Annotated in this window: 11 protein-coding genes; 6 read left to right on the forward strand and 5 right to left on the reverse strand. The window is 71.8% G+C overall.

What is annotated here, in order from left to right; genetic code table 11:
• The first annotated feature begins 145 nt into the window (after positions 1 to 145).
• Genes QF035_RS03170 through QF035_RS03185 form a run of 4 tightly spaced genes read left to right on the forward strand, consistent with a single transcriptional unit; the run spans position 146 to position 11,760 of the window.
• A complete protein-coding gene (locus QF035_RS03170) occupies positions 146 to 1,342 on the forward strand; it encodes a Kelch repeat-containing protein (RefSeq protein WP_307517980.1) in 1,197 nt (398 codons plus the stop codon).
• Positions 1,339 to 4,623 carry a hypothetical protein gene (locus tag QF035_RS03175; RefSeq protein ID WP_307517981.1) on the forward strand — a complete coding sequence of 1,095 codons (3,285 nt, stop codon included), beginning with the start codon at positions 1,339 to 1,341 and terminating at the stop codon, positions 4,621 to 4,623. Before QF035_RS03170 ends, QF035_RS03175 begins: the two co-directional genes overlap by 4 nt.
• The gene (locus QF035_RS03180) at positions 4,620 to 9,905 is read left to right on the forward strand and encodes a hypothetical protein (protein WP_307517983.1); all 5,286 of its coding nucleotides are present in this window, start codon (positions 4,620 to 4,622) and stop codon (positions 9,903 to 9,905) included. The genes QF035_RS03175 and QF035_RS03180 overlap by 4 nt, the downstream gene beginning before the upstream one ends.
• The gene (locus tag QF035_RS03185; protein ID WP_307517984.1) at positions 9,898 to 11,760 is read left to right on the forward strand and encodes a hypothetical protein; all 1,863 of its coding nucleotides are present in this window, start codon (positions 9,898 to 9,900) and stop codon (positions 11,758 to 11,760) included. Before QF035_RS03180 ends, QF035_RS03185 begins: the two co-directional genes overlap by 8 nt.
• Positions 11,761 to 11,884: 124 nt before the next feature.
• Here QF035_RS03185 and QF035_RS03190 read toward each other — a convergent pair whose 3' ends face one another.
• The 5 genes from QF035_RS03190 to QF035_RS03210 all read right to left on the reverse strand — a co-directional run bounded on the left by QF035_RS03190 (position 11,885) and on the right by QF035_RS03210 (position 20,080).
• Positions 11,885 to 12,994 (reverse strand): hypothetical protein, encoded by a 1,110-nt coding sequence (locus tag QF035_RS03190; protein WP_307530862.1) that lies wholly within the window; start codon positions 12,992 to 12,994, stop codon positions 11,885 to 11,887.
• 20 nt (positions 12,995 to 13,014) lie between these two features.
• A complete protein-coding gene (locus QF035_RS03195) occupies positions 13,015 to 14,091 on the reverse strand; it encodes a hypothetical protein (RefSeq protein ID WP_307517985.1) in 1,077 nt (358 codons plus the stop codon).
• A gap of 234 nt (positions 14,092 to 14,325) precedes the next feature.
• Positions 14,326 to 16,095 carry a lectin gene (locus tag QF035_RS03200; RefSeq protein ID WP_307517986.1) on the reverse strand — a complete coding sequence of 590 codons (1,770 nt, stop codon included), beginning with the start codon at positions 16,093 to 16,095 and terminating at the stop codon, positions 14,326 to 14,328.
• 17 nt (positions 16,096 to 16,112) lie between these two features.
• Positions 16,113 to 18,881 carry a PQQ-dependent sugar dehydrogenase gene (locus QF035_RS03205; RefSeq protein WP_307517987.1) on the reverse strand — a complete coding sequence of 923 codons (2,769 nt, stop codon included), beginning with the start codon at positions 18,879 to 18,881 and terminating at the stop codon, positions 16,113 to 16,115.
• Positions 18,882 to 19,177: 296 nt separating this feature from the next.
• Positions 19,178 to 20,080 (reverse strand): LysR family transcriptional regulator, encoded by a 903-nt coding sequence (locus QF035_RS03210; protein ID WP_307517988.1) that lies wholly within the window; start codon positions 20,078 to 20,080, stop codon positions 19,178 to 19,180.
• Between the two features lie 96 nt (positions 20,081 to 20,176).
• Between QF035_RS03210 and QF035_RS03215 the strand changes: the two genes are divergently transcribed.
• Together QF035_RS03215 and QF035_RS03220 are read left to right on the forward strand one after the other, a co-directional pair.
• Positions 20,177 to 21,028 (forward strand): alpha/beta fold hydrolase, encoded by an 852-nt coding sequence (locus QF035_RS03215; RefSeq protein WP_307517990.1) that lies wholly within the window; start codon positions 20,177 to 20,179, stop codon positions 21,026 to 21,028.
• On the forward strand, positions 21,025 to 21,837 hold the full coding sequence (locus tag QF035_RS03220; RefSeq protein ID WP_307517992.1) for an LLM class flavin-dependent oxidoreductase: 813 nt from the start codon (positions 21,025 to 21,027) through the stop codon (positions 21,835 to 21,837). The genes QF035_RS03215 and QF035_RS03220 overlap by 4 nt, the downstream gene beginning before the upstream one ends.
• Positions 21,838 to 21,916: the final 79 nt, after the last annotated feature.

Raw genomic sequence — 21,916 nt, forward strand, 5'->3', positions numbered from 1 at the left:
CCCCGCCCCGCACCGACGCGACCCCGCCTCTGCCGACCACATCCCTGCCGACGGCAATCGCCCTGACGGTCGTGACCGCGACCGCCCCAGCAACCCGAACCGACCGGACAACGACGGCCATCGTCGCAACGGAGGACCCGACACCATGACCACTCCCACCGTGGCAGCCACCGGGGCATGGACGGCCGCCGGCGACCTGCCCACACCCGCCGCCTGGTACGGACAGCACGACGGTGCCGTACTGCTCGACGACGACAGCGTCCTGGTCACCGGCGGCGCGGACGCCGCCTCCGCGGCGCTGGACAAGACGGCCGTGTACGACCCGACGGCCAACTCCTGGCAGCCGGTCGACACCCTCGGCACACCCCGGCAGCTGCACACGATCACCCGGCTTGCCAACGGCAAAGTGCTCGTCGTCGGCGGTCTGGGCGGCTCGTCGGCGTCCGGGACCGGCCTCAGGTCGGCCGAGTTGTACGACCCGCACACACACGCCTGGACCGCGACCGGCAGCCTGACCACACCCCGGTGGGGCCACAGCGCCGCGCTGCTGCCGGACGGCTCGGTGCTGGTCGCCGGGGGCAGCACCGCCCGCTCCGGCCGGACGACGACCGCGCTGCGCTCGGCGGAACGGTACGACCCGTCGAGCGGCAGGTGGTCCCCGGCCAAGGACATGACCGACGCCCGGACCGGACACACCGCGGTGCCGCTGGAGGGGGGCGTTGTGCTGGTGGTCGGCGGCGTCGCTCCGGTCGGCACCGCCGACGATCCCGCGCTCGCCTTCTGCGAGTTGTACGACCCGGAGGACCGGTGGACGCCGACCGGCAGCCTCCTCCGGGCCCGCCACCGTCACCAGGCCACCCGGGTCTCCGACAGCACCGTGCTGGTCACCGGCGGCACCGCGCCGGGCTCGCCCGGCGCCGGTCCCTACGATCCGTTCAGTCAGCGGAGCGCGGAACGGTACGACCTGGCCACCGGTGTCTGGACGGCGGTGACGGAGATGCCGTCCGGACGGGCCTTCCACCGGGCGGTGCGCATCGGCCCCGGACAGGTGCTGGTGGCCGGCGGGGCGGCGAGCGACCGGGACGAGGCCGGGTACCGCAGCGCGGCACTCCACACCACCGACCAGGACGACGCCGACGTCTGGGTGCCTGCCGCGGGCCTGGCGTCCGGCCGGTGGGCGTTCGCCACCGTCGCCCTGCCAGACGGCCGGGCGCTGGTCACCGGCGGCGCGGCCCGCTCCGGGCTGGCCGCCGCCGACCCCGCCGTCACCGAACTGACCGCGGCCACCGAGCTGTTCGCCATCGACGACGAAACGATCCCCGTGGCCGGGAGTGGGTCATGACCGCGAACTCCTACTCCTTCCTGCCCTGGCTGCGGACCGGCATCGCCACCCGGATCACCGACGACCCCGGAACCGCCGAACGCGCCGGCGTCCCCGTCACGCTCAGGGTGACCGGGGACGCTCTCGCTCGCGGCACGCTCGTCCAGGACGTGTCACGTCAGGTCCAGTTGTACGGTCCCGGGGACGTCGTCGGGGTGGATCCGCGGGCGATATCGCGGACCGAGCCACGGCCGGGCGTCACCAACGTGGAGCCGAACTACCTGGCCCACATCGAGTTCTCCGACGAGGACTTCCTCTGGCGTTACAGCCCGGCGGCGTCCGGCAGCGGCACCAAGCGGCTGGCTCCCTGGCTGGCGCTGATCGTGCTCTCCGCCGACCCGGGTGGTGGCGCGGCGGAGTTCGGCGAAGCCCCGGGCGGCGGCCCACTGCCGGCCATCACCGTGGCGGATCCGGCGGGCACGCTGCCGTCCCCGGACCAGCTCGGAGCCTGGGCGCACGTCCACGTCAACGGGTCGCTGGACAACCCGGTCGCCTCGGACAGCACGGTCGCCGCGCTGGCCGCGCTGGGCGAGGTGCTGCGGACGAACGCGGACAACGCGTGCTCCCGGCTGATCTGCCCGCGGCGGCTGCGGCCGGACACCGCGTACGAGGCGTTCCTGGTACCGGCCTTCGAGACCGGGCGGCTGGCGGGGCTCGGCCTGGATCCGGGAGTGTCGCCCGGCGCCCTGTACTCCAGCTGGGGACCGCCCTATCCGAACCGGCCCTCAGCAGGGCAGTTGCCCTACTACCACCGCTGGTCGTTCAGCACCGGGACGACCGGGGACTTCGAGTTCCTGGTCCGGTTGCTCCAGCCGCAGCGACCGGACCCGCGGGTCGGGCGCCGCGACCTGGACGTACACCGGTCGCCCGGCCTCGGCCTACCGGGGATCGAGACACCGCCGGAACTGGGCGGCGTACTGCCACTGGGCGGGGCGCTGAAGGTTCCGGAGCTGCCCGGAGCGCCGGTGGACCCGGCGGAGAACTGGGACAACTTCCTCGACGTACCGCCGCCGGCGCCTCCGTACCCGCACCCGTTCGAGCAGGCGCTGGCCGACCTGGTCAATCTGGCCGACGACTACCAGGACCGGACGCCCTCGCAGGCCCACGCCGCCGTCGCCCTGGCCGGCCCGGCGGCCGCGCTCGCCGACGCCACGGCGACCGCTGCGGGCCCGGGATCTGACCGGGAGGATCCGGCAGGCGACTGCGGCGCCGACCCGATCATCACCCCTCCGCTGTACGGGCGTTGGCACGCGCTCACCTCCCGGCTGCTCACCGACCGGGACGGCACGCCGATACCGGCGCCGGCGAATCACAACTGGGTCCACCGGCTCAACCTGGACCCGCGGTTCCGGGTCGCCGCGAACCTCGGCGCGCAGGTCGTCCGCGCACGCGAGGAAGAGCTGATGGCCGCCGCCTGGGCACAGATCGGCGACGTACTGGTGGCCAACGGCCGGATCCGCGCCGCTCAGCTCGCCCGGGAAGTCGGGCACGTGCTGCAGACCAGACACCTCGACCCGCCGCAGGGCGGCAGTCCGGCGGCGCTGGCGGAAGCCCCCATGGCCGCGTCCGGGCGGTCCCTCACCCTGACCGCGCCGACCCACTCCCGGCTGACCACCACCACGGCCGACGAACCCGACACCCTCGCGGCCGGGCCGTCCGCGGACCCCGCTTCGAAGGTCGCGGTCGGGTTCCGGATGGCGGCCAGTCAGGTCGCGGCCGCGCCGGTGTCGCCGGCGATGCGGCGGATCACCCGGCCCGGAGCGCGACTGATGCGGTCCCTGCGATTTCCCGAGGACCGGCCGCCGTCGGCACTGCTGGCGCGGATGGACGCGGCGACCGACCCGGTCACCGCCGCAGCGGCCAAGGCGGCCCCGGGGGCGCTGGTCACCCCCGCGCGCCTGCGAGACGTGCTGCACCCGGGCGGGGGCACCGGTGCCGACCCGGTCGACGGCCTTCCACGCAGCCCCGACTTCGTGCTCCGCGCGCTCGACGACCCGGTCGCCCCGCACCCCGGCAGCACGGACAGCGCCGAGGCGACTCGCTTCAAGACCGCGCTGCGCGAACTGCACCAGGGACTCGACACCGGGACGGCCGTCGGACAGGCCGGATTGCGGCGGAGGCTCGGCGTGGTCTCCGCCACCACCGCGGTACTCGCCGGTCTGCGCGCCGACGAGACCGTTCCGAAGACGCTGCTCGGCTCGGTCAGCCTGCCCGAGCGGCTGCGTCCCTTCGCCGCCGAGTTCACCGAGGCGATGGCCTACCCGGTCTTCGACCTGCCGACGTACCAGCCGCTGCTGGACCTGTCGGTCGACGCCCTGGTGCCGAACCTGAACCTGCTCCCGGCGAACTCCATCACCCTGCTGGCGAACAACCGGGAGTTCATCGAGTCCTATCTGGTCGGGCTCAACCACGAGATGGCCCGCGAGCTGCTCTGGCGGGAGTACCCGACCGACCAACGGGGCACGCCGTTCCGGCAGTTCTGGGATCCGGCGGCCACACTGCCCACGCCGGGCGAGACCGCGGAGCAGCGGCGCGAGCGGGGCTACGACGTGCCGCCCATCCACCGCTGGTCACCGGCCGCACGACTCGGCGACAACGACAACCGGCGGCCCGGCGGCCCGCCCCGGGACGGCCCGCGCCCGGACGACCTGGTCCTCGTCGTCCGCGGCGAGCTGCTGAAGAAGTACCCGACGGCGGCGATCTACGCGCACAAGGCGCAGTGGCCGCCCGGACCCGACGGCCGGCCCGACCCCAGCCGGCAGCGGGAGCTGGTCGAACTGCCCGAGGACGGACCGCCGTCGCCGGAGCAGGTCCTGCTGCCCCTGTACGAGGCGAAGGTCGAACCGGACATCTACCTGCTCGGGTTCGATCTGGACACCGCGCGGGCGCTCGGCCACGCACCGGACGACGCCGGCTGGTTCTTCGTACTCAAGGAACGCCCCGGCGACCCGCGATTCGGCGTCGACGACGGACCATCGACCCATGTCGAGGTCTGGAACGACCTGACCTGGGACGACGTCGACCCGCACCGGCGGGGATTCCTGGAGCTGGCCCCGGACGTCACCGTCGCGCTGGCGAACTTCGACGGCTCCGAGGACGACCCGGAGAAGCGGGAACAGCGCGCCGAGGACGAGAACCTGCCGCTCTGGTTCGCGGGCCTCGGCTCCGCCGACCTGGCGTACATCCTCTTTCAGGTCCCGGTCCTGGTGGCCGTACACGCACAGGAGATGTTGCCGCGATGACCGCCCAGCTCAGTGATGACTTCCCGGTGCTGCTCGGCCCGGTCCGGATCGAGACCCGGTTCACCGCGACCGAGTTGCTCGTCCGGGTGTTCCCGGACGAGTGGCAGGTCGACAAGTTCGAATCGCGGCCCACCGAGGCCGAGGTGGCCGCGCTGGACGCGTACTGGTCCGCCCGCTGGGCCGCGGGCGGACGGTCGGACGCCCTCCGGGCCGCCTGGCAGGAACTGGTCGGGCGGATTCCGGCGGGCAGGGCGGCCTGGCTGCTGAAAGCCCGTACTCCGGCCAACCCGGCCGAGGAACCGGCCGGGGTGACGGCCGACACCACCGTGCTGGTTGTCCGCGGCACCGCGGCTCCGTCCCCCGGCGACCGGCAGGCGACGATCACGTACTGGACCGCGGTCTGGCGGGCACACGGCGACCGGAGCCGGCTGAGGCAGGCGAACGACGCGCTGGTCACCGCCGTGGACACCGACCGGGCGAAGGCCATCCGGGGCCGCCGTCCGTCCGGGATGGACGCCGCCGCGGTGAACCGGAGCGACAAGGTCACGGTCGCCTTCCTGGTGCTGCCGCCACCCGCCACCGCCACCCTGGCGCCCGAGTCGTGGACGCAGGCGGCCCGGGCCCGGCTGCTGCCCGACCGCTTCCGGGTACTGGGCTATGTCGGCGGTGAGCAGGTGTTGTCGGCGACCGGCGCCGCGGTGCCGGCCACCCTGCCGGTGAGCCCGGATCCGAGCGCCACCGACCGGATCAGCGTGAACGAGCAGACCGGGGCACTGCACGTACCGGAGGAGCTGCGCTGGCTGACCGACTTCGACCGGGCCGTCGCGGTGGGCATGGGGCTGCGGATCCCGCTGGACGACCGCACTCGCAACGGGCTGGACCGGCTGATAGTGCTCGGTCTGCGCGAGCAGTCCACCCCGCAGCAGGTCGGCGCGGACCTGGCCGCCCTGTTCACCCGGCAGTTGCGCAGCCCGGACGGGTTCGGCCTGCTGCCGCAGGGCACACCCACGAACAACTCGGAGGAGACAGCGGCCGGGCAGGACGCCGAGGAGGAGGCCGACGCGGCGCTGCGGAGCACGGACAGGGCGGCCTTCGCCGCGGCCACCGGCGACTGGACCACACGTACCGATGGACAGCGGTTCGCCGAACTGCTCGGCCTCGACCCGGCCGTACTGGCCGGGATGCCCAACGCGGACATCACCGACCAGCGTGACGCCCGCGCCGCGAACACAGCACTGTGGCCTGCCACTTGGGGATACTTCCTGCAGACCGCGCTGCGTCCGGTCCTCGGCCCGGCCGCCGTCGAGGCGACCCGGGACTTCTTCCTCCGCTACGTCTCCGGCCGTGGCCCGCTGCCGGCCGTGAAGATCGGGCGGCAGCCGTACGGGATCCTGCCGACGACCGCGTTCTCCCGGCTCGCGTACCCGGCCACCGCAACGCACCGCCGGGCGCTGCACCGGGTGCTGACCGCCGCCGGTCAGGACTGGAATGCGGCGGCGGAACAGGTGCCGCGTCTGGGTGCTCCCGCGGACGATGAGCAGCCTCCGCCGGATCCGCACCAGCTGTTGCTGGACATCCTTGCCCTGCACCCGACGTCGGCGGAGTACTACCAGCGGTACGCGCAGAGCGTCGAGGACCTGTTCAACCGGGAGAACCTGGGCGGCCTCGGCGGGACCGTGCTGCCCGCGCTGGACCGGCTGAATCTGCCCGGGCAGGTGCGGGCGCTGCTCGACCGGTTCGGCGCCGCCACCGGGCCGGGTCGGGATCCGGACCTGCTGCGGCGGCTGTTCACGGACTTCCAGCAGCCTCTGTTGGCGCCGCTGGTCGACGACCGCCCGCTGTCGGAGACCGAACCGGTCCGGGAGTACACCCCGGACGAGCGGAACTATCTGCGGTGGCTGGCCGACGCGGCCGGCACCGACCTGCACACGGTCCGGCTGGAGTTGGGTTTCACCGGTGACGTACGGCCGGCCGCACTGTTGTATCTGCTGCTGCGTCACGCCGTGCTGCTCGGCTGGGCGGACGCCGCGCGCGGCCTCGTCGCCGCGGCCGGCGGCGCCGGTCCGGCCGATCTGTCCACCGCGGACCCGGCGTTCATCCACGTCCGGATCCCGGCGCCCGGCCAGGTGCTGGAGAGCGAGAGCCGGTTCCGGCTGCTGTACTCCCCCGCCCCGGCCGTCACCGGGAACCCCGAGCAGCTGCTGGTCGACTTCATCCCGGCGCTCCTCGAGCAGAACGGGACAGGGGGCGGCCCGGCCGCGGCCACGACCGCGCTCGCCGAGCAGGTCGAGGCCCTGAAGCAACTGGCCGGTCTGCCGACGGCCCGGCTGGAACGGGTGCTGGCCGAGCATCTCGACCTGGCCACCTACCGGCTCGACGCCTGGCGTCTGGGCCAGGCCACCGAGCGGCTCGCCGAGCTGCGGTTCGGCCCCGGCGGCACCGGGACCGCCCGGCCAGGCCTGCATCTGGGCGCGTACGGCTGGCTGGAGGACGTCCGGCCGAGCACAGCCACACTCACCCCGGTCACGCTGACCGGTCCGCTCGCGACGGTCTTCGCCGGCAACTCGCCGCTGCTCCACGATCCCGGCAACGAGGGCTTCGTACACGCGCCGTCGCCCGGCCATGCCCGGACCGCAGCCGTGCTGCGGGCCGGGTACGCCGCCAACCGCACGCCCGACAACCCGGGCGCGTTCGCGGTGAACCTCAGCTCGGAGCGGGTCCGGGGCGCGCTGACCATCCTGGACGGGCTACGGCAGGGCCAGTCGCTCGGCGCGCTGCTCGGCTACCGGTTCGAGCGCGGCCTGCACGACCGGCACGGCCAGGCCGAGGTGGACCAGTTCATCTCGGCACTGCGCCTGCGGTTTCCGCTGCTGGCCGGGAAGATCGCACAGACCGCGGCCGATCCACAGACCGAGCCGGACGACATCGGGCAGGTCGAAGCCCGCAACGTGATCGACGGGCTCGCCCTGGTCCGGCACTTGACCCGCGAAGACGTGTCGCAGATCTACCCCTTCGACATCGACGGCCTGCCTCCCGCCGACTCGGGGCAGATCGATGCCGTCACCGCCGAGGCGGCCCGGCTGCTCGACGACAACGACGCGGTCGCCGACCTCGCCGTCGCCGAGTCCGCCCACCAGGCGCTCGCCGGCAACGTCGAGCGTGCCTCGGCGACCCTGGACGCGTACGCCAAGGACGGTCTGCCGCCCGAGCCCGCCGTCGTCGAGACCCCGCGCAGCGGGACCACACTGACCCACCGGTTCGGCCTGCGGTTGCGGGCGGGACGGCACCCGGACCACGGGGACCCGCCGCGGGCGCAGGCCGAACCGGCCGTCGACGACTGGCTGTCGGACCTCCTGCCGTCGCCACGGTCCGTGGCCGCACGGGTCACCTGGACCGATCCGGTCGGCGGCGGCGTTCGCCACCGGGATGTCACCCAGGACGACCTCGACCTGGCACCGATCGACCTGCTGTGGGCGGTGCGGCCGGCCGGGGACACCGCGATGACCGACCTGGACGACCGAATCATCGGCGCCGTCGTCGACGACGATGACGACGACGGACCGCGTCCGGACCGCGAGTTGACGATCCGCTACACCGAGCGGATCAAGGACAAGATCACTTTCTTCGAGCTGTCCCCACTGGTCGCCGCGCTCCGGACGCTGCTCACGACGGGCCGGCCGCTGCGCCCGACCGATCTGGTGCCGGCCGCCGGCACCGCCCCGGTGGAGCGGACCGCCGACGACGCCGTGTCCCTGCCCCGGGAGCGGCCGGCCACCGTCCGCTCCTCGCTGGCGGACCTGGCGGAGGACGTGGACGACTGCTTGGAGGACCTGCGGCGGCTCTACCCCGCCGCGCCCGCGCCACCGCGCCGGGGCGACGTACTGGACCGCATCGACACGTTCCTCAGCCGGTACGCCGGGCTGGTCTCCACCGCGGCGGGCTTCGGCATGGTCCTCAGCGGATGGGGCGAACTCGCCGCATGGCGCCGCGGCGTCTACGCCGACGTACTCACTGCCGTGGCGGCCACGGCGGACCGGTTGGCGCGGGCGCTCGCCGACGCCGACGCGATCCTGGCGCAGTACGACGCACTGCCCCGGTCCACCCCGAACGCCGAGCGGTACCGGATTCTGCGGCAGACGGAGCGGCTGCTGACCACCACGCCGGTCGCCGTGCCGCCGGATCCGCCGTCCAGGTTCCTGTCGGAACTGCAGTCCAAGCGGCGCGGCTTCGCACGCCGTCTGGAAAACCTTCGGAAACAGGCCCAGACGAAGGAGAGGTCGCTCAACGGCCTGCTCGACGAGGTCTCCCGCCTGCTGCCACTGACCGACATCGACCCGGTCGGCCTGGACCTGACCGACACCCAGGACCGGGTGGTCGCGTTCGGCCGGGAGCTGCTGGACCGGGCCGCTGCGCTGCGGAGCGAGATCACCGGCCGGCTGGCGGCGGGCGCCACCGCGCTGGCCGACTACGACAGAGCCGCCCCCGGACCGGACCAGGTCCGGTCCGGGACCGAGGCACTGCGCGCGATGCTCGGCACCGACGTCCTCGTCGTACCCGAGTACACGCCGTCCGAGACCCTCGCCTCCGACCTGCGCAAAGCCTTCCGCGACCGCGAGGCACTGGTCGGACACCTCACCCGGCCGCCGGTGACGCGGGACTTCCCGGTCGACGACTGGCTGCACGGGATCGCCCGGGTGCGCGACATGCCCCGGCTGTGGGAGCGCGCCGTGCTGCTCGCCGACGCGCTCCGGGGCCGCGACGGCCTGCTCGACAGCGGACCCGACGGCGACGATCCGCAACTGGTGCCGGTCCAACTGCCGTACCACGCCGACGACCACTGGCTGGGCATGGAGTTCGCCACGGGAACCACGATCACCGAGGATCGGCTGCTGTTCACCGCGCACTACGCGGACCAGCCGTCGTCGCGGAATGACCCCCAGTGCGGTGTGCTGTTCGACGAGTGGACCGAGGTGATCCCGGCGGACCGCGAGACCACCGGGATCGCGGTGCACGCCGACAGCCCGGACTCCGAACCACCGCAGGCGATGCTCCTGGTCAGCCCGCCCGTACGGACCGGCACCTGGAACATCGACGACCTGCTGGCCGCGGTCAACGAGACCTTCGACCTGGCTCGGACCCGGCTCGTGGAACCGCACCAGCTGGACGGCGGCGGATACGCGCAACTGCTGCCGGCGACGCTGATGTCGGCGACCCGGCGGCCGATCACGATCAGCACCGATCTCGCTGTCGCCAACGAACGCTGGAAGGCAGACCATGACTGAGACCCGCATCGAGGATCTTCCCGGCGCGATGAGCCGGCGCGACCATCCGACGGTCGGGGTGTGGAACAGGCTGGAGGGCCGCCCGCGCACCACCGACTTCGGCCGCGCGCTGCGGGTGGAGGTACGCGACCCGCTGTGGATGCTGGCCCGGCAGTGGCAGCTCGGCGAGTTCCGCGGCACGGACGGCGGGTCACCGGTGACCGCGACCTACTCAGTCACCGCGAGCCCGCCGGGCCGGTTCCGGTCGGACACCGGCCCGGACGAGGTGCCCGGGCCGTCCGGGCCGCTGCCGCCCGACCGGCCGTTGGAGGCGGTCGCGGAACGGCGGCCGCTGCCGTTCACGTTCGGCACCGAGCCGATCTCGTTCGACCTCCGGCTGGCGCTCGGCCGACGCTGGCTGAAACTGCTGGCCCGGTCGTCCGAGCTGCGGTCGCGGCGCTTCGGCGAACGGTACGTCGAGTTGTACCCGATTGCGCTGCCCGACCCCGCGAATCCGGCGGACTCCGCACGCGTCGCGCATCCCGAGGTGTGGGCCGCCACCCAGGCGGTCGCCGGCCGACGCCTGGACGGATATCTGCTCTACCTGCACCTGAAGGCCGGCGGTCACGCGGCCGACGGCATCGACGCGCGCGGGCAGCGCAACGAGTTGAACGCGCTCGGCCCTCGGCTGACCGGCTGGTTCGACGACCTGATCGACCAGCCGTCCGGTGCCACCGCGCAACGCCCGGAGGGCGACTCGACCTGGGACGCGCGACGGCTGGAGCACCGCTTCTCGGTGTCCGCCGCCGTGCCGGCCGGGGGCGAGCAGGTGCTCACCGCGCCGGAATACCCCGGCGGCGAGCTGGACTGGCATGCGTTCTCGGTCACTCCCGGCGGCTCACTCGGCGGCACGGCCCCGGCGCCCGCGCCGATCAATCGCACGGTCTTCCCGGCGCCCGTCCGCTTCTCCGGCATGCCGCTGCCCCGGTGGTGGGCGGTCGAGGACGGCCGTACGAACTTCGCGGCGGTCACCCCGGACAGTACCGACCTGGCCCGGCTGATCTTCCTGGAGTTCGCCCTCGTCTACAGCAACGACTGGTACCAGCTCCCCTGCGACCTGCCGGCCGGTACCCTCGCCTCGATCCAGGGCCTCGCGGTGACCGACGTCTTCGGGCAGCGCCGCTGGATCACACCCGCCGACGGCGGCGTCGGGCAGAACCGGCAGCACTGGTCGATGTACACCCTCAACTCCCTCGGTTCTCGCGATGGCGAACCGGCCGACGACGCCGGCCTGTTGCTGCCGCCCGGTACGCCGAAGGTCGCGACCGGCCCGGCGCTGGAGGAGGTCGTGCTGGTCCGCGACGAGAGCGCGAACCTGGTCTGGGGGGTCGAGCAGACGGTGCGGCAGGCGACCGGCGAGGGCCGAAGCGGTGACGAGGCCGCGGCCGAGACACTGGCCTTCCGCCGTCGGCTGCATCCCCCGGCCGCCCCGGACGACCCCCACACGCCCGTCGCGTACCAGGTGATGAGTGCCGTCCCGGAGAACTGGATCCCCTTCATCCCGGTACACGTCCCCGGTGACAACCGCGCCGTCCAGTTGCAGCGCGCCGCCATGCCGAGCGAGGTCGACGCCACGCCGGTCCGCCCCCGCACCACCCTGCTGCGGGAGGGCCTGGACGCAGGGTGCCCGTACTTCGTCAACGAGGAGGAGGTACCTCGCTCCGGCACCCGCCTCACCGTCGCCTACAACCGGACCCGGACCAGGACGGGCCGCGTGGTGCTCTGGCTCAGCGTCCACCGCACCGTCGGCCGCGGCGAACGCTCCAGCGGCCTGTCCTTCGACCTCCTCACGCCCCCTGCCGAGCCGGGCAGTTGACAGGACCACGGTCGTCGGCCCGTGTTCGGGTTCTCTGCGCAGCCAAGGCATCCTGCGGCTCATGGGGTTCAACTCCAGGAGAAACACGGCTTGGTCCATTTCGGGCGGAGCCCTGCTCGTCGTCTCAGCCGAACCGCAGGATGCGTGGGGCGAAGGTGCCCTCGGGGCCGGCGGCGCGGCCGACCGACCAGACCGTCGTCGTACCCGGTACCGGTGCCAGCCGCAGCACCGAGGAGTCACCCTCCCCGGCCACGGCCGGTTCGCTGTACTCGGTGAACGACTGTCCGTTCCAGGCAAGGAAGTCCGGCCCGGGGACAAACGGGGGACTGCTACCCGGCGGGCCCCACTTCTGCGAGCGCGCGACCGAGATCCAGGCCAGCGCGCCGGACGTGGTGGGCGTCAGTGAGCTGATCGAGCCGAAGTCGGTGGGCACGCTCGCGTGGCTCCACGCCTGCCCGTCGAAGCGGACCAGCAGCGGCGGAATCGGCCGGCCCGGTGGGCCGCCGACGAACCCGGCCGTGCCGCCCGCCCAGACCTCCGTCGGAGAGACCGCCAGCACACTGCTCACGGCGGACCGCGGGAATCCGTCCACGATCGTCTGTTGCCACGCCTGCCCGTTCCAGTGCGACACGGCGGCACCCGAGTCGGTGGCGCCCGCGGCCCAGACGTCGCCGGCCGCCAGGATGTGCAGGCCGTACACGGATCCCGGCGGCACCGGCACGTCCCGCCAGCCGCGACCGTCCCAGCGCAGCAACACCTGCGCGCCGTCCCGCGAACCGATCAGCCAGGTCTCACCTCCGCCGGCCACGGCTTTGGTCAGCACGACACCGCGCGGCGGCCGGTTCTCGTGCCAGGAATTGCCGTAGTGGCGGAGCAGGTGGGTGCCGCCCGCCGAGTCGCGGCCGACCGCCCAGGCCGCGGTCGGTGAGGTCGCGGCGATGGACAGCAGCTCTCCCTGCCAGCCGATCCCGGGCAGGCTCTGGCGCTGCCACGCGGTTCCGTCCCAGCGCAGCACCAGCGGGAAGCCCGGCGCCTCGCGACCGACGGCGTCGGCACCCACCGCCCACGCCCGGTCCGGACCGAACGCCACGGCCTCGTTCAGCCCCGCCTGCGGGCGTACCTGTGCCGGGACCGGAACGTGTTGCCAGGACAGGGTTTCCGCTGCGGCCGAGGACATGACGGCCATGATGGTCATGGCGACAGCGAGGGCCGCGACGAAGAATCTGCGTGCCATGGGAAGTCGGCGTGCCATGCTCAGCCTCCAAGCCGCTCGCTCATCAGGTTCGGTTTCGAGCCGTAGATCTCCACGGTCCCGAAGGACAGCAGTGAGGACCCGGCCCTCGCCAGCGCACGCGGCTTGACGTCGATCGCGTTCGTGCGCTCCGGGCCGTAGGAGAAGGTGGTGCGGGGGCCGTCCACCCGTGCGTACTTCGACTGGAACGCGCGGTCGCTGCGCACCGGCAGCCACAGCGCGCCGTCCGGGCCGCGCACCATGGCCTCGGTGTAGGTGTCGCCCAGCGGTGGGTAAGTGGTGCGCCAGGCGTGCCCGTTGAAGGTCATCAGGTAGGTGCGGGCCACGCCGTCGGTGTACTGGCTGCCGCCGATCGTGACCCGGCCGCCGGACGGTTCGACCAGGATCGTGTGTACGTTGCTGTTCGGCGGCAGCGGAACCTGCGCATCCCGCCACACCGTGCCGTCCCAGCGCAGGACGGCGGCCCCGGTGCTGGTGTCCGCCCAGGCCCAGGCGTCGGTGGCAGTACGCGCGGTGATCCCCATCAGGTACAGCACACCGTCCGGGGCGGCCTGTGTGGTCCAGGTGGAGCCGTCGTAGTGCAACACCTTCAGCCCGGTGTCGTCCTCGCCGACCACCCACGCGGCACCGGGCACCGCGGTGAAGTCCTGGTAGGTCCACAGGGTCTGCGGCAGTGGGACGGCACTCCACCCTCCCGCCGACCGGCGCAGGATCTCCCCCGCCCCCGCGCGGTTGTGGAAGATCCACACCTCCTCGCCGACGAACTGCACCTTGCCGAGCCACCCCGGCTCGGCGGCGCCGGGGAAGGTGGTGTCCCGGCTCCAGGCCGCGCCGTCCCACCGGTGCAACATCGGCCGCAGTCCATCGGCGGCCTGCTCGTACCCGGTCGCCCACGCCTCGTCCGGCCCGCGGGCGGCGAGATCCAACACGGTCACCGGCGGGGCCGCCGTCGGCACCGGCAGCGCCGACCAGCTCGGCTTCGCAGCCGCGGCAGGCGTCACAGCCGCGGCCGCGGCCGGCGACACCACCGCGGCACACGCGATCACAAGGCAGGCAATGACCGCACGGAGACCGTTCATGAGACCCCCCAGAACGCGAAGGCCGCACAGGCTATTGGCATGCACACACCCGTGAACAGACGGCATTCGGCCGACACTGCTGCGCAACCGGTCGAGGTTCGTGCGCAACCGGGCAATGACAGGCCCCTCCCGGCGACTGATGGCACCACGTCTTCGCCCCGCTCACACCAGTGAGCGGGGCGAAGACGTGAGGAAAGCCGCTGGTTCACCGCGCCGTGGCAATCGGTCGGTTCGTCAGGGCAGGGTCCATTTCTGGTTGGTGTTGGCATGGCAGGTCCACAGATGGACCGCGGTCCCGTCGTTCCAGGTGCCGCCCGAGGCGTCCAGGCACTTGCCGGACTGCGGATTACGGACCGTGCCGTCCGACTGAGCCGCCCAGCTCTGCGCGCCCGAACCGTTGCACGTCCAGAGCTGGATCCTCGTACCGTCCGCGGTGCCTGCGTCGGACACGTCCAGGCACTTGCCCAGCGCCCGCAGCGTGCCGTCACCGGAGACCGTCCACCTCTGGGCACCGGATCCATTGCACGTCCAGATCTGCACCTTCGTACCGTCGGCCGTCTGGGCGTTGTCGATGTCCAGGCACTTGCCGTTCACGCCCTTCACCTCACCCGAGCGGGGGCCGGGCTCCTGGCCGCCGGCGTGCTTGACGCGGATGTTGCGGAAGGACACGTCGTCGCCGTCGCCGTGGTTCTGGATGCCGACGTGCCCCTGTCTCAGGCTCCGTACCGGGTCGGTGTTGGTGAAGTCGTTGATCTTCCGGCCGTTGAGGAAGATCTCCAGCCGCTCGCCGGTGACCCGGAGTTCGTAGGTGTTCCACTCCCCCGGCGGATTCAGTGCCGCGTCCCGTGCGGCGATGTCCGCCGACTTGAAGCCGTAGACGGAGCCCGTCGTGCGGTCTGCGGCGTCGGTGGCGTCGATCTGGATCTCGTAGCCGTTGTTCACCGCAGTCCACGGGTCGTCGGATGCCGGGAAGCCGATGAAGACACCGGAGTTGTCGTCCCCGGCCATCCGCCAGTCGAGCTTGAGGGAGTAATCGCCGGTGAACTCCTGGGAGTTGTACCAGAAAAGCCCCATCCCGCCCACTGAGGTGAGGGTTCCGTCCGCGAGACTGAACTGCCCGGGACCGGCCTGCTTCCAGCCGCTGGTGGACGAGCCGTTGAACAGTGACGTGTAGCCGGTTTCCGGGCGGCAGTCGGCGTCGGTCATCCCGGAGGCCCAGCGGATGCCGCCGAGGAGGTGGCGCCGGAAGGCGGGCTCGGCGTACGACTCCTCGGTGTGTCCGCCGCCGGTGTAGAAGGCCCGGCCGCCCTGGTAGTCCTTGCACCAGGCGATCGGATGGTCGCCGGACATGTTCCCGCCCGAGTAGCTGGACTCGTCGAGTGAGGCCAGGACGCGGGCGGTGGTGCGCGGATTGGTGCGGTAGTTGTACCACTCGTCGGTGCGCTGCCAGGTGCTGCCCAGGTGGGCGGTGGAGTCGTGCGTCCGGTCCTCCACCTTGACCGTGGCGGGCTGAATGGCCGGGTGCGAGTGGAAGAGTGCGCCTGCCAGACCCTCGTAGAAGGGCCAGTCGTACTCCGTGTCGGCGGCGGCGTGGATGCCGACATATCCGCCGCCGCCCTGGACGTACTGTTCGAAGGCCGTCTGCTGGGCGGCGTTCAGCACGTCGCCCGTCGTCGACAGGAAGACGACGCTCTTGTACTGGGCGAGGTTGCCTGTCGTGAAGGTCCCCGCGTCCTCGGTCGCGTCCACGGTGAAGTTGTTCGCGGTGCCCAGGCCGCGCAGGGCCGCGATGCCCTCGTCGATCGAGGAGTGGCGGAAGCCCGCCGTCTTGGAGAACACGAGGATCTTGTACGCCGGGTCGGCCGCCGCGAGTGGCCGTGCTTCAGCGGTTGCGGAACCGGTGACTGACTGGCCCACCGCTCCGGGCAACGCCGCGGCCTGCGGGGTCAGACAGAGCGTGGCGCCCACGAACAGGCCGAGGGCCGCTTTCAGGTAAGTACGCATGGTCGGTCTCCTCCCTCCTACGGCAGGGTCCATTTCTGGTTGGCGTTGGCGTGGCAGGTCCACAGATGGACCGCGGTTCCGTCGTTCCAGGTGCCGCCCGAGGCGTCCAGGCATTTGCCGGACTGCGGGTTACGGACCGTGCCGTCGGCCTGGGCCGCCCAGGTCTGCGCGCCCGAACCGTTGCAGGTCCAGAGCTGGATCCTCGTACCGTCCGCGGTGCCTGCGTCGGACACGTCCAGGCACTTGCCCAGAGCCCGCAGTGTTCCGTCGCCGGAGACCGTCCACTTCTGGGCACCGGATCCATTGCACGTCCAGATCTGCACCTTCGTACCGTCGGTGGTCTGGGCGTTGTCGATGTCCAGGCACTTGCCGTTCACGCCCTTCACCTCACCCGAGCGAGTTGTGCCGCCCGAGGTGGTGAAGGAGAACTCGTCCACGTCGAAGAGCGCGCCGCTGCCGCCCTTGAAGACGAGGTAGAGGGAGGTGGAGCCGCTGGGCTGGTTGCTCAGGCCGGCCGTCACGTCCTGGAAGGTCTCCCACCCGCCGGTCACCGGCACGGTCGCCGTGCCGAGCAGGGTGCCGGTCGTGGATCCGGCGCGGACCTCTATGGTGCCGCCCGCGCCCGCCGAGGAGACCCGGGCGGTGAACTGTGTCGCGTTGCCGAGGGCGTACGGCTGGAAGGAGATCCAGTCGCCGTTCTCGATGTTGCCGACGGTCTTCCCGCCGTGTGCGGGACCGTGGGAGATGACGTCGACACCGGCGGAGGCGCCGTAGTGCTCGCCCTGCCGGTGGCTGGGCTGGGCGACGTGCTGGTCGTGTGTGGTGAGCGCGGGCTGGCCGCCGGCGCCCTTGTCGGTGTACTCGGCGTCGATCACGCCGAAGATGTTGGCGTTGGGGTCGTGTTCGCCGTCCGCCAGGGTCTGGAGCGTGCCGTTGCACCCGGTGGTCGAGGTCTGCGGATGGCCGTGGCTGTCGTGTCCGACGATGAAGGTGACCTTCACTTTGGAGCAGTCGATCGTGCCGTCCTCGGGGTCGGTCACCGTCACCTTGAACGGGATGGCGTCGCCGAAGTCGTAGATGCTTCCGTCCGAGGGCAGGTCGAGCTTCACCGTCGGCGCGGTGTTCCCCACCGTGATCTGCACGGAGGCTGTCGCGGACTTGCCGGTGGTGTCCGTGACCTTGAGCGTGGCCGTGTACTGGCCGTTGGTCGCGTAGGTGTGGGAGGGGTTGGCGGTGGTGGAGGTTGCCCCGTCGCCGAAGGTCCAGGCGTAGCTCAGGGCACCGCCGTCCGGGTCGGTGCTGCCGGCCGAGGAGAACGAGACAGCCAGGGGCGCCTTGCCCGAGGTGACATCGGCCTTCGCCTGTGCGGTCGGGGCGAGCCCGTCGGTGACGTGCTCGATGCGGTACAGGGCGGAGTTCTCGTCGCCGCTGAAGTAGCCGGTGCCGTAGTCGAGGACGTACAGGGCGCCGTCGGGGCCGAAGGTCATGTCCATCACCTGGGTGCCGCTCCAGGGGAAGGGGTTGATGGACTGTACGGTGCCGTCGGTCCCGGACTCGATGCGCTTGATCCAGCGGCGGCCGAACTCCCCGGCGAAGTAGTCTCCGTCGTACTCCTGCGGGAACTTGACCTCGGAGGTGGAGGCGGGGTCGTAGCGGTAGACCGGGCCGCCCATCGGGGACTCCGAGCCGTTGCCGAACTCCGGTACGGATCCGCCGTCGTAGGGGATCCAGGCGGGCTGGACGGGAGGCAGGCCGGTGAGGCCGGTGTTGTTCGGTGAACTGTTCGTGGGCGCCGCGCAGTTGAAGGCGGCACCGGAGGCGCCGGTGGCGAAGTTGTAGTCGATGTAGGCGTCGTTGTCGCCGGTGCAGTACGGCCAGCCGAAGTTGCCGGCCTTGGTGATCCGGTTGAACTCCACCTGCCCGCCGGGTCCGCGCGTGGGGCTGGCGGTGCCGGCGTCGGGGCCGTAGTCGCCGAGGTAGACAATGCCTGTGGCCTTGTCGACGCTCATACGGAAGGGGTTGCGGAAGCCCATCGCATAGATCTCGGGGCGGGTCTTCGCGGTACCGGACGGGAAGAGGTTGCCGCTCGGGATCGAGTACGACCCGTCCGCGTTGACCTTGATCCGCAGGACCTTGCCGCGCAGGTCGTTGGTGTTGGCCGAGGAACGCTGGGCGTCGAAGGCGGGGTTGCGGCTGGAACGCTCGTCGATCGGGGTGTAGCTGTCCGACGCGAACGGGTTGGTGTCGTCGCCGGTGGACAGGTACAGGTTTCCGGCCGCGTCGAAGTCGATGTCGCCGCCCACGTGGCAGCAGATGCCGCGGGAGGCCGGCACGTCGAGGATCTTCTTCTCGCTGCCGAGGTCCAGGGTGCCGTCGGTCTTCAGCACGAACCGGGAGAGCCGGTTGACCCCGTCGAAGGGGGCGAAGTCGGAGGCCGTCCCGTCGGAGGGGGCGTCACCGGCCGGAGTGCTGAGTTTGGGGGCGTAGTAGAGGTAGACGAACCGGTTGGACGCGAAGCCGGGGTCCACGGCGACGCCTTGCAGGCCTTCCTCGTCGTGGCTGTATACGTCCAGCCTGCCCGCGACGGCCGTGGTCCCCGCGGCGTTCGTCAACCGGACCGTGCCATCACGGGAGGTGTGCAGGACCGAACGGTCCGGCAGCACCGCCAGGGTCATGGGCTCGCCCGTCTCGGCCACACCCTTGGCGAGCGTGACCTGCTGGAACTCGACGGCGGCCGCTTTGGACCCGGAGGCCGGATCCGCCTGCTGGGCGGCGGCCTGAGGCATGGGCAGCAGACAGCCGAAAGCGCAGGCCACGGCAGTCAGCAGGTAACGGACACGTCTGTGTCTGAGCGGTTTGTTGCGCACAGAGGTCTCCCAAAGTGGGGTGGGATGACGGCAGCCCTCGTCGGGCTGCCAAGCAGTGCACAGGCGCGCGCCGTCGCGCCGTCATGACCGGCCGCGGCTCTATGACCGGTTCATTTCAAGGAAGTTAGCGAGCTTTGTTGAGCTCCGTAACCCGTTTCACACAAGATCTCGATGCTTTTTCCACGCGCGGGACAAAGTTGGAACGCCAGCAGGCATCAAGCACTGGCCGGCGGCGCGAGCTCGGCCGCGACTTCGACGGCGATCTCGATGGCCCGGGCGGCAAGTGGTGAGAGGGTACGTCCGGCCCGCCAGTGCAGGTAGATCTCCCGCGGCGGCAGGGAAGGCCGTAGCTCGTGGATGCGGAGCCTGTCGTCGGACGGGACGTCGGCGCCGCGGATGGCGAGCCAGGGCAGCACCGCCGATCCCAGGCCCGCTCGCACCATCGACAGCAGGGTGTCGTTGACCGCGCTGCGGAACACGACCTGTGGACTGGCGCCGCTGCGGGCGACCGCCTGCTCCATCGCGGGCTGGTCGCAGGTCAGCGGCCAGGCCACCATCGGTGCACCGTCGAGCAGTTCCAGCGGGACCGGGCCTTCGGGGAAGGCGTCGGCGCCTGCCACCAGCAGGTACGGATCGTCGAGCAGTTTGCGGTGCTCGACGTCCCCGTCGACGCGGCCGTCGTAGAACAGCAGATCGAGGTCGCCGATCTGCGGCTGCTCCGGCTCCTCCTCGGACAACCTGATGTCGCAGCCGGGGTGCTCGTCCCGCAGCCGGCGTACGACCGACGGCAGGATCACGTTGGACACGCTCTGGAACGTGCCGATGTCGATCCGTCCGTCCCCCGCCTTGAACCGGTCCACGGCGTGGGCCAGTGCCTCCGCCTTCGCCAGCAGTTCACGACCGTGGTCCAGGACCACGGAGCCGAGCGGGGTGAGCCGCACTCGCTTGGGACCACCCGGCCGGTCGAACACCGCACCGCCGAGGGCCCTCTCCAACACGGCGATCTGCTGGCTCACCGTTGACTGGGTGTACCCGAGGCGGGCGGCCGCCCGGCCGAACGAGCCCTCCTCGGCGATGGCGGCCAAGGCCGTCAGATGGCGCAGCTCGACGTCGGTCACACGCTCCACCGTAGCGACCACAATCGCCGCGAGCGATCAAATTGATCGAAAACCATCGCTTTTCGCAATGGATTCATGCGCTCTAGCGTGACAGACATGACCTCACATCAATCTCACGGCGAACAACTCCTCGAGATCAACGGCGTCGAGCTGTGCGTGGAGCCCTTCGGTGACCGCGCGGCCCCGGCGATCGTGCTGGTCGCCGGGGCGGCCGCCTCGATGCTCTGGTGGGACGCCGAACTGTGCGAACAGATCGCCGCCCGTGGCCGGCACGTGATCCGGTACGACCATCGGGACACCGGCCGGTCGACCTGCTACCCGACTGGACAGCCGGCGTACTCGTTCAACGACCTGACCCTCGACGTGCTCGGCATCCAGGACGCCCTGGGCATCGAACGCGCCCACGTGGTCTGTCAGTCGATGTTCGGCGGGAGCGGACTCATCCTCGGGGTGGACCATCCCGACCGGGTCGCATCGCTGACGTTCGTCTCGACCTCGACCGGGGCCGACGACCTGCCGCCGCCGAGGGACCTGGCCATGCCGGCCGAGCCGGATTCCTCCGACGCGGCCGCGGTCGTCGAGTACGTGGTCGCCGGCGCGATGGCGTTCGCCGGTGGCTCGCCCTACTTCGACGAGGCCGCGATCCGCGCGTTGGTCGAACGGGACGTGGCGCGCGCCAGGAACTACGCGTCGACTCTGGTCAACCACTACGCCATCGAGCCCGATGGTCCGGCCCGAGGCGGCTTCGGCGACATCGCGGCGCCGACGCTCGTGGTCCACGGCGACCACGACCCGTTCCTGCCGCTGCCGCACGGCGAGGCGTTGCGCGACGCGATCCCCGGTGCGGAGCTGCTGGTCCTCAAGGGGGCCGGACACGACCTGCCGAGGCCGGTGTGGGACGACTTCGTGTCGGCCCTGGTGCGGCACACGGCAGGAGCCCGCCCATGAACCGGCTGCGGTCCGCACTCTGGCTGCCCCTCTTCGACGACCTCGCGGACCGCCGGGTGGTTGCGCGTCTCGCAGCCGACGCGGAGGAAGCCGGGTGGGACGGTTGCTTCGTATGGGATCAGCTGTGCTGGCGGGCGCCGGTCCGACAGGTCGCCGACCCGTGGATCGCGCTGGCGGCGATCACGACCGCGACCGAGCGGCTCCGGCTCGGCCCGATGGTGTCACCCCTCGCCCGTCGACGGCCGGCCAAGGTCGCGCGGGAGACCGCGACACTGGACCGGCTCAGCGACGGCCGCCTCACCCTCGGCGTCGGCCTCGGCAGCGACCGGTTCGCCGGCGAGCTGTCCAGGACCGGTGAGCAGCTCGACGACCGGCGGCGCTGGCAGATGCTCGACGAGTCCTTGGCGATCCTGGCCGCCGCCTGGTCCGGCGAGCCGGTGCGCCACCGCGGCGAGCACTACACCGTCGACGACATCGCGTTCCTCCCGCGGCCGGTTCAGCGGCCCGGCGTGCCGGTGTGGGCCGCCGGATTCCCGGGCAACGCAAAGCCGATCCGCCGGGCCGCCCGGCTCGACGGCTTCTTTCCGGCGAATCTCGAGCACCCGGACCAACTCGCCGAGGCCGTCGGCACCCTCACCCAACTGCGCCACGGCGAGATGGCCGCGTACGACATCGCCGTCGGTCTGCCGCTCGGTGTCGATCCCGAACCGTACGCGAAGGCCGGCGCGACGTGGTGGCTGCCGGAACTGGAACCGGGGGTACGGCTCGACACCGTGCGCGGCCTGCTTCGCGACGGCCCAGCGGCGTGATGACGCGGTCGCGTTGTTCGACTGCGGCTCAGGGTTCGTCCTCGAAAACGGCAGGGTGGGAGCCCTCGATGCCGGCGGC

This window comes from Streptomyces umbrinus (assembly GCF_030817415.1).
Lineage (GTDB): Bacteria > Actinomycetota > Actinomycetes > Streptomycetales > Streptomycetaceae > Streptomyces > Streptomyces umbrinus_A.

Excerpts from the sequence above, each read along its gene's own strand:
- QF035_RS03195 (WP_307517985.1), bottom strand. The coding sequence starts at position 14,091 with ATGAACGGTCTCCGTGCGGTCATTGCCTGCCTTGTGATCGCGTGTGCC.
- QF035_RS03190 (WP_307530862.1), bottom strand. The coding sequence starts at position 12,994 with ATGGCACGCAGATTCTTCGTCGCGGCCCTCGCTGTCGCCATGACCATC.
- QF035_RS03175 (WP_307517981.1), top strand. The coding sequence starts at position 1,339 with ATGACCGCGAACTCCTACTCCTTCCTGCCCTGGCTGCGGACCGGCATC.
- QF035_RS03215 (WP_307517990.1), top strand. The coding sequence starts at position 20,177 with ATGACCTCACATCAATCTCACGGCGAACAACTCCTCGAGATCAACGGC.
- QF035_RS03170 (WP_307517980.1), top strand. The coding sequence starts at position 146 with ATGACCACTCCCACCGTGGCAGCCACCGGGGCATGGACGGCCGCCGGC.
- QF035_RS03220 (WP_307517992.1), top strand. The coding sequence starts at position 21,025 with ATGAACCGGCTGCGGTCCGCACTCTGGCTGCCCCTCTTCGACGACCTC.
- QF035_RS03185 (WP_307517984.1), top strand. The coding sequence starts at position 9,898 with ATGACTGAGACCCGCATCGAGGATCTTCCCGGCGCGATGAGCCGGCGC.
- QF035_RS03205 (WP_307517987.1), bottom strand. The coding sequence starts at position 18,881 with ATGCCTCAGGCCGCCGCCCAGCAGGCGGATCCGGCCTCCGGGTCCAAA.
- QF035_RS03200 (WP_307517986.1), bottom strand. The coding sequence starts at position 16,095 with ATGCGTACTTACCTGAAAGCGGCCCTCGGCCTGTTCGTGGGCGCCACG.
- QF035_RS03180 (WP_307517983.1), top strand. The coding sequence starts at position 4,620 with ATGACCGCCCAGCTCAGTGATGACTTCCCGGTGCTGCTCGGCCCGGTC.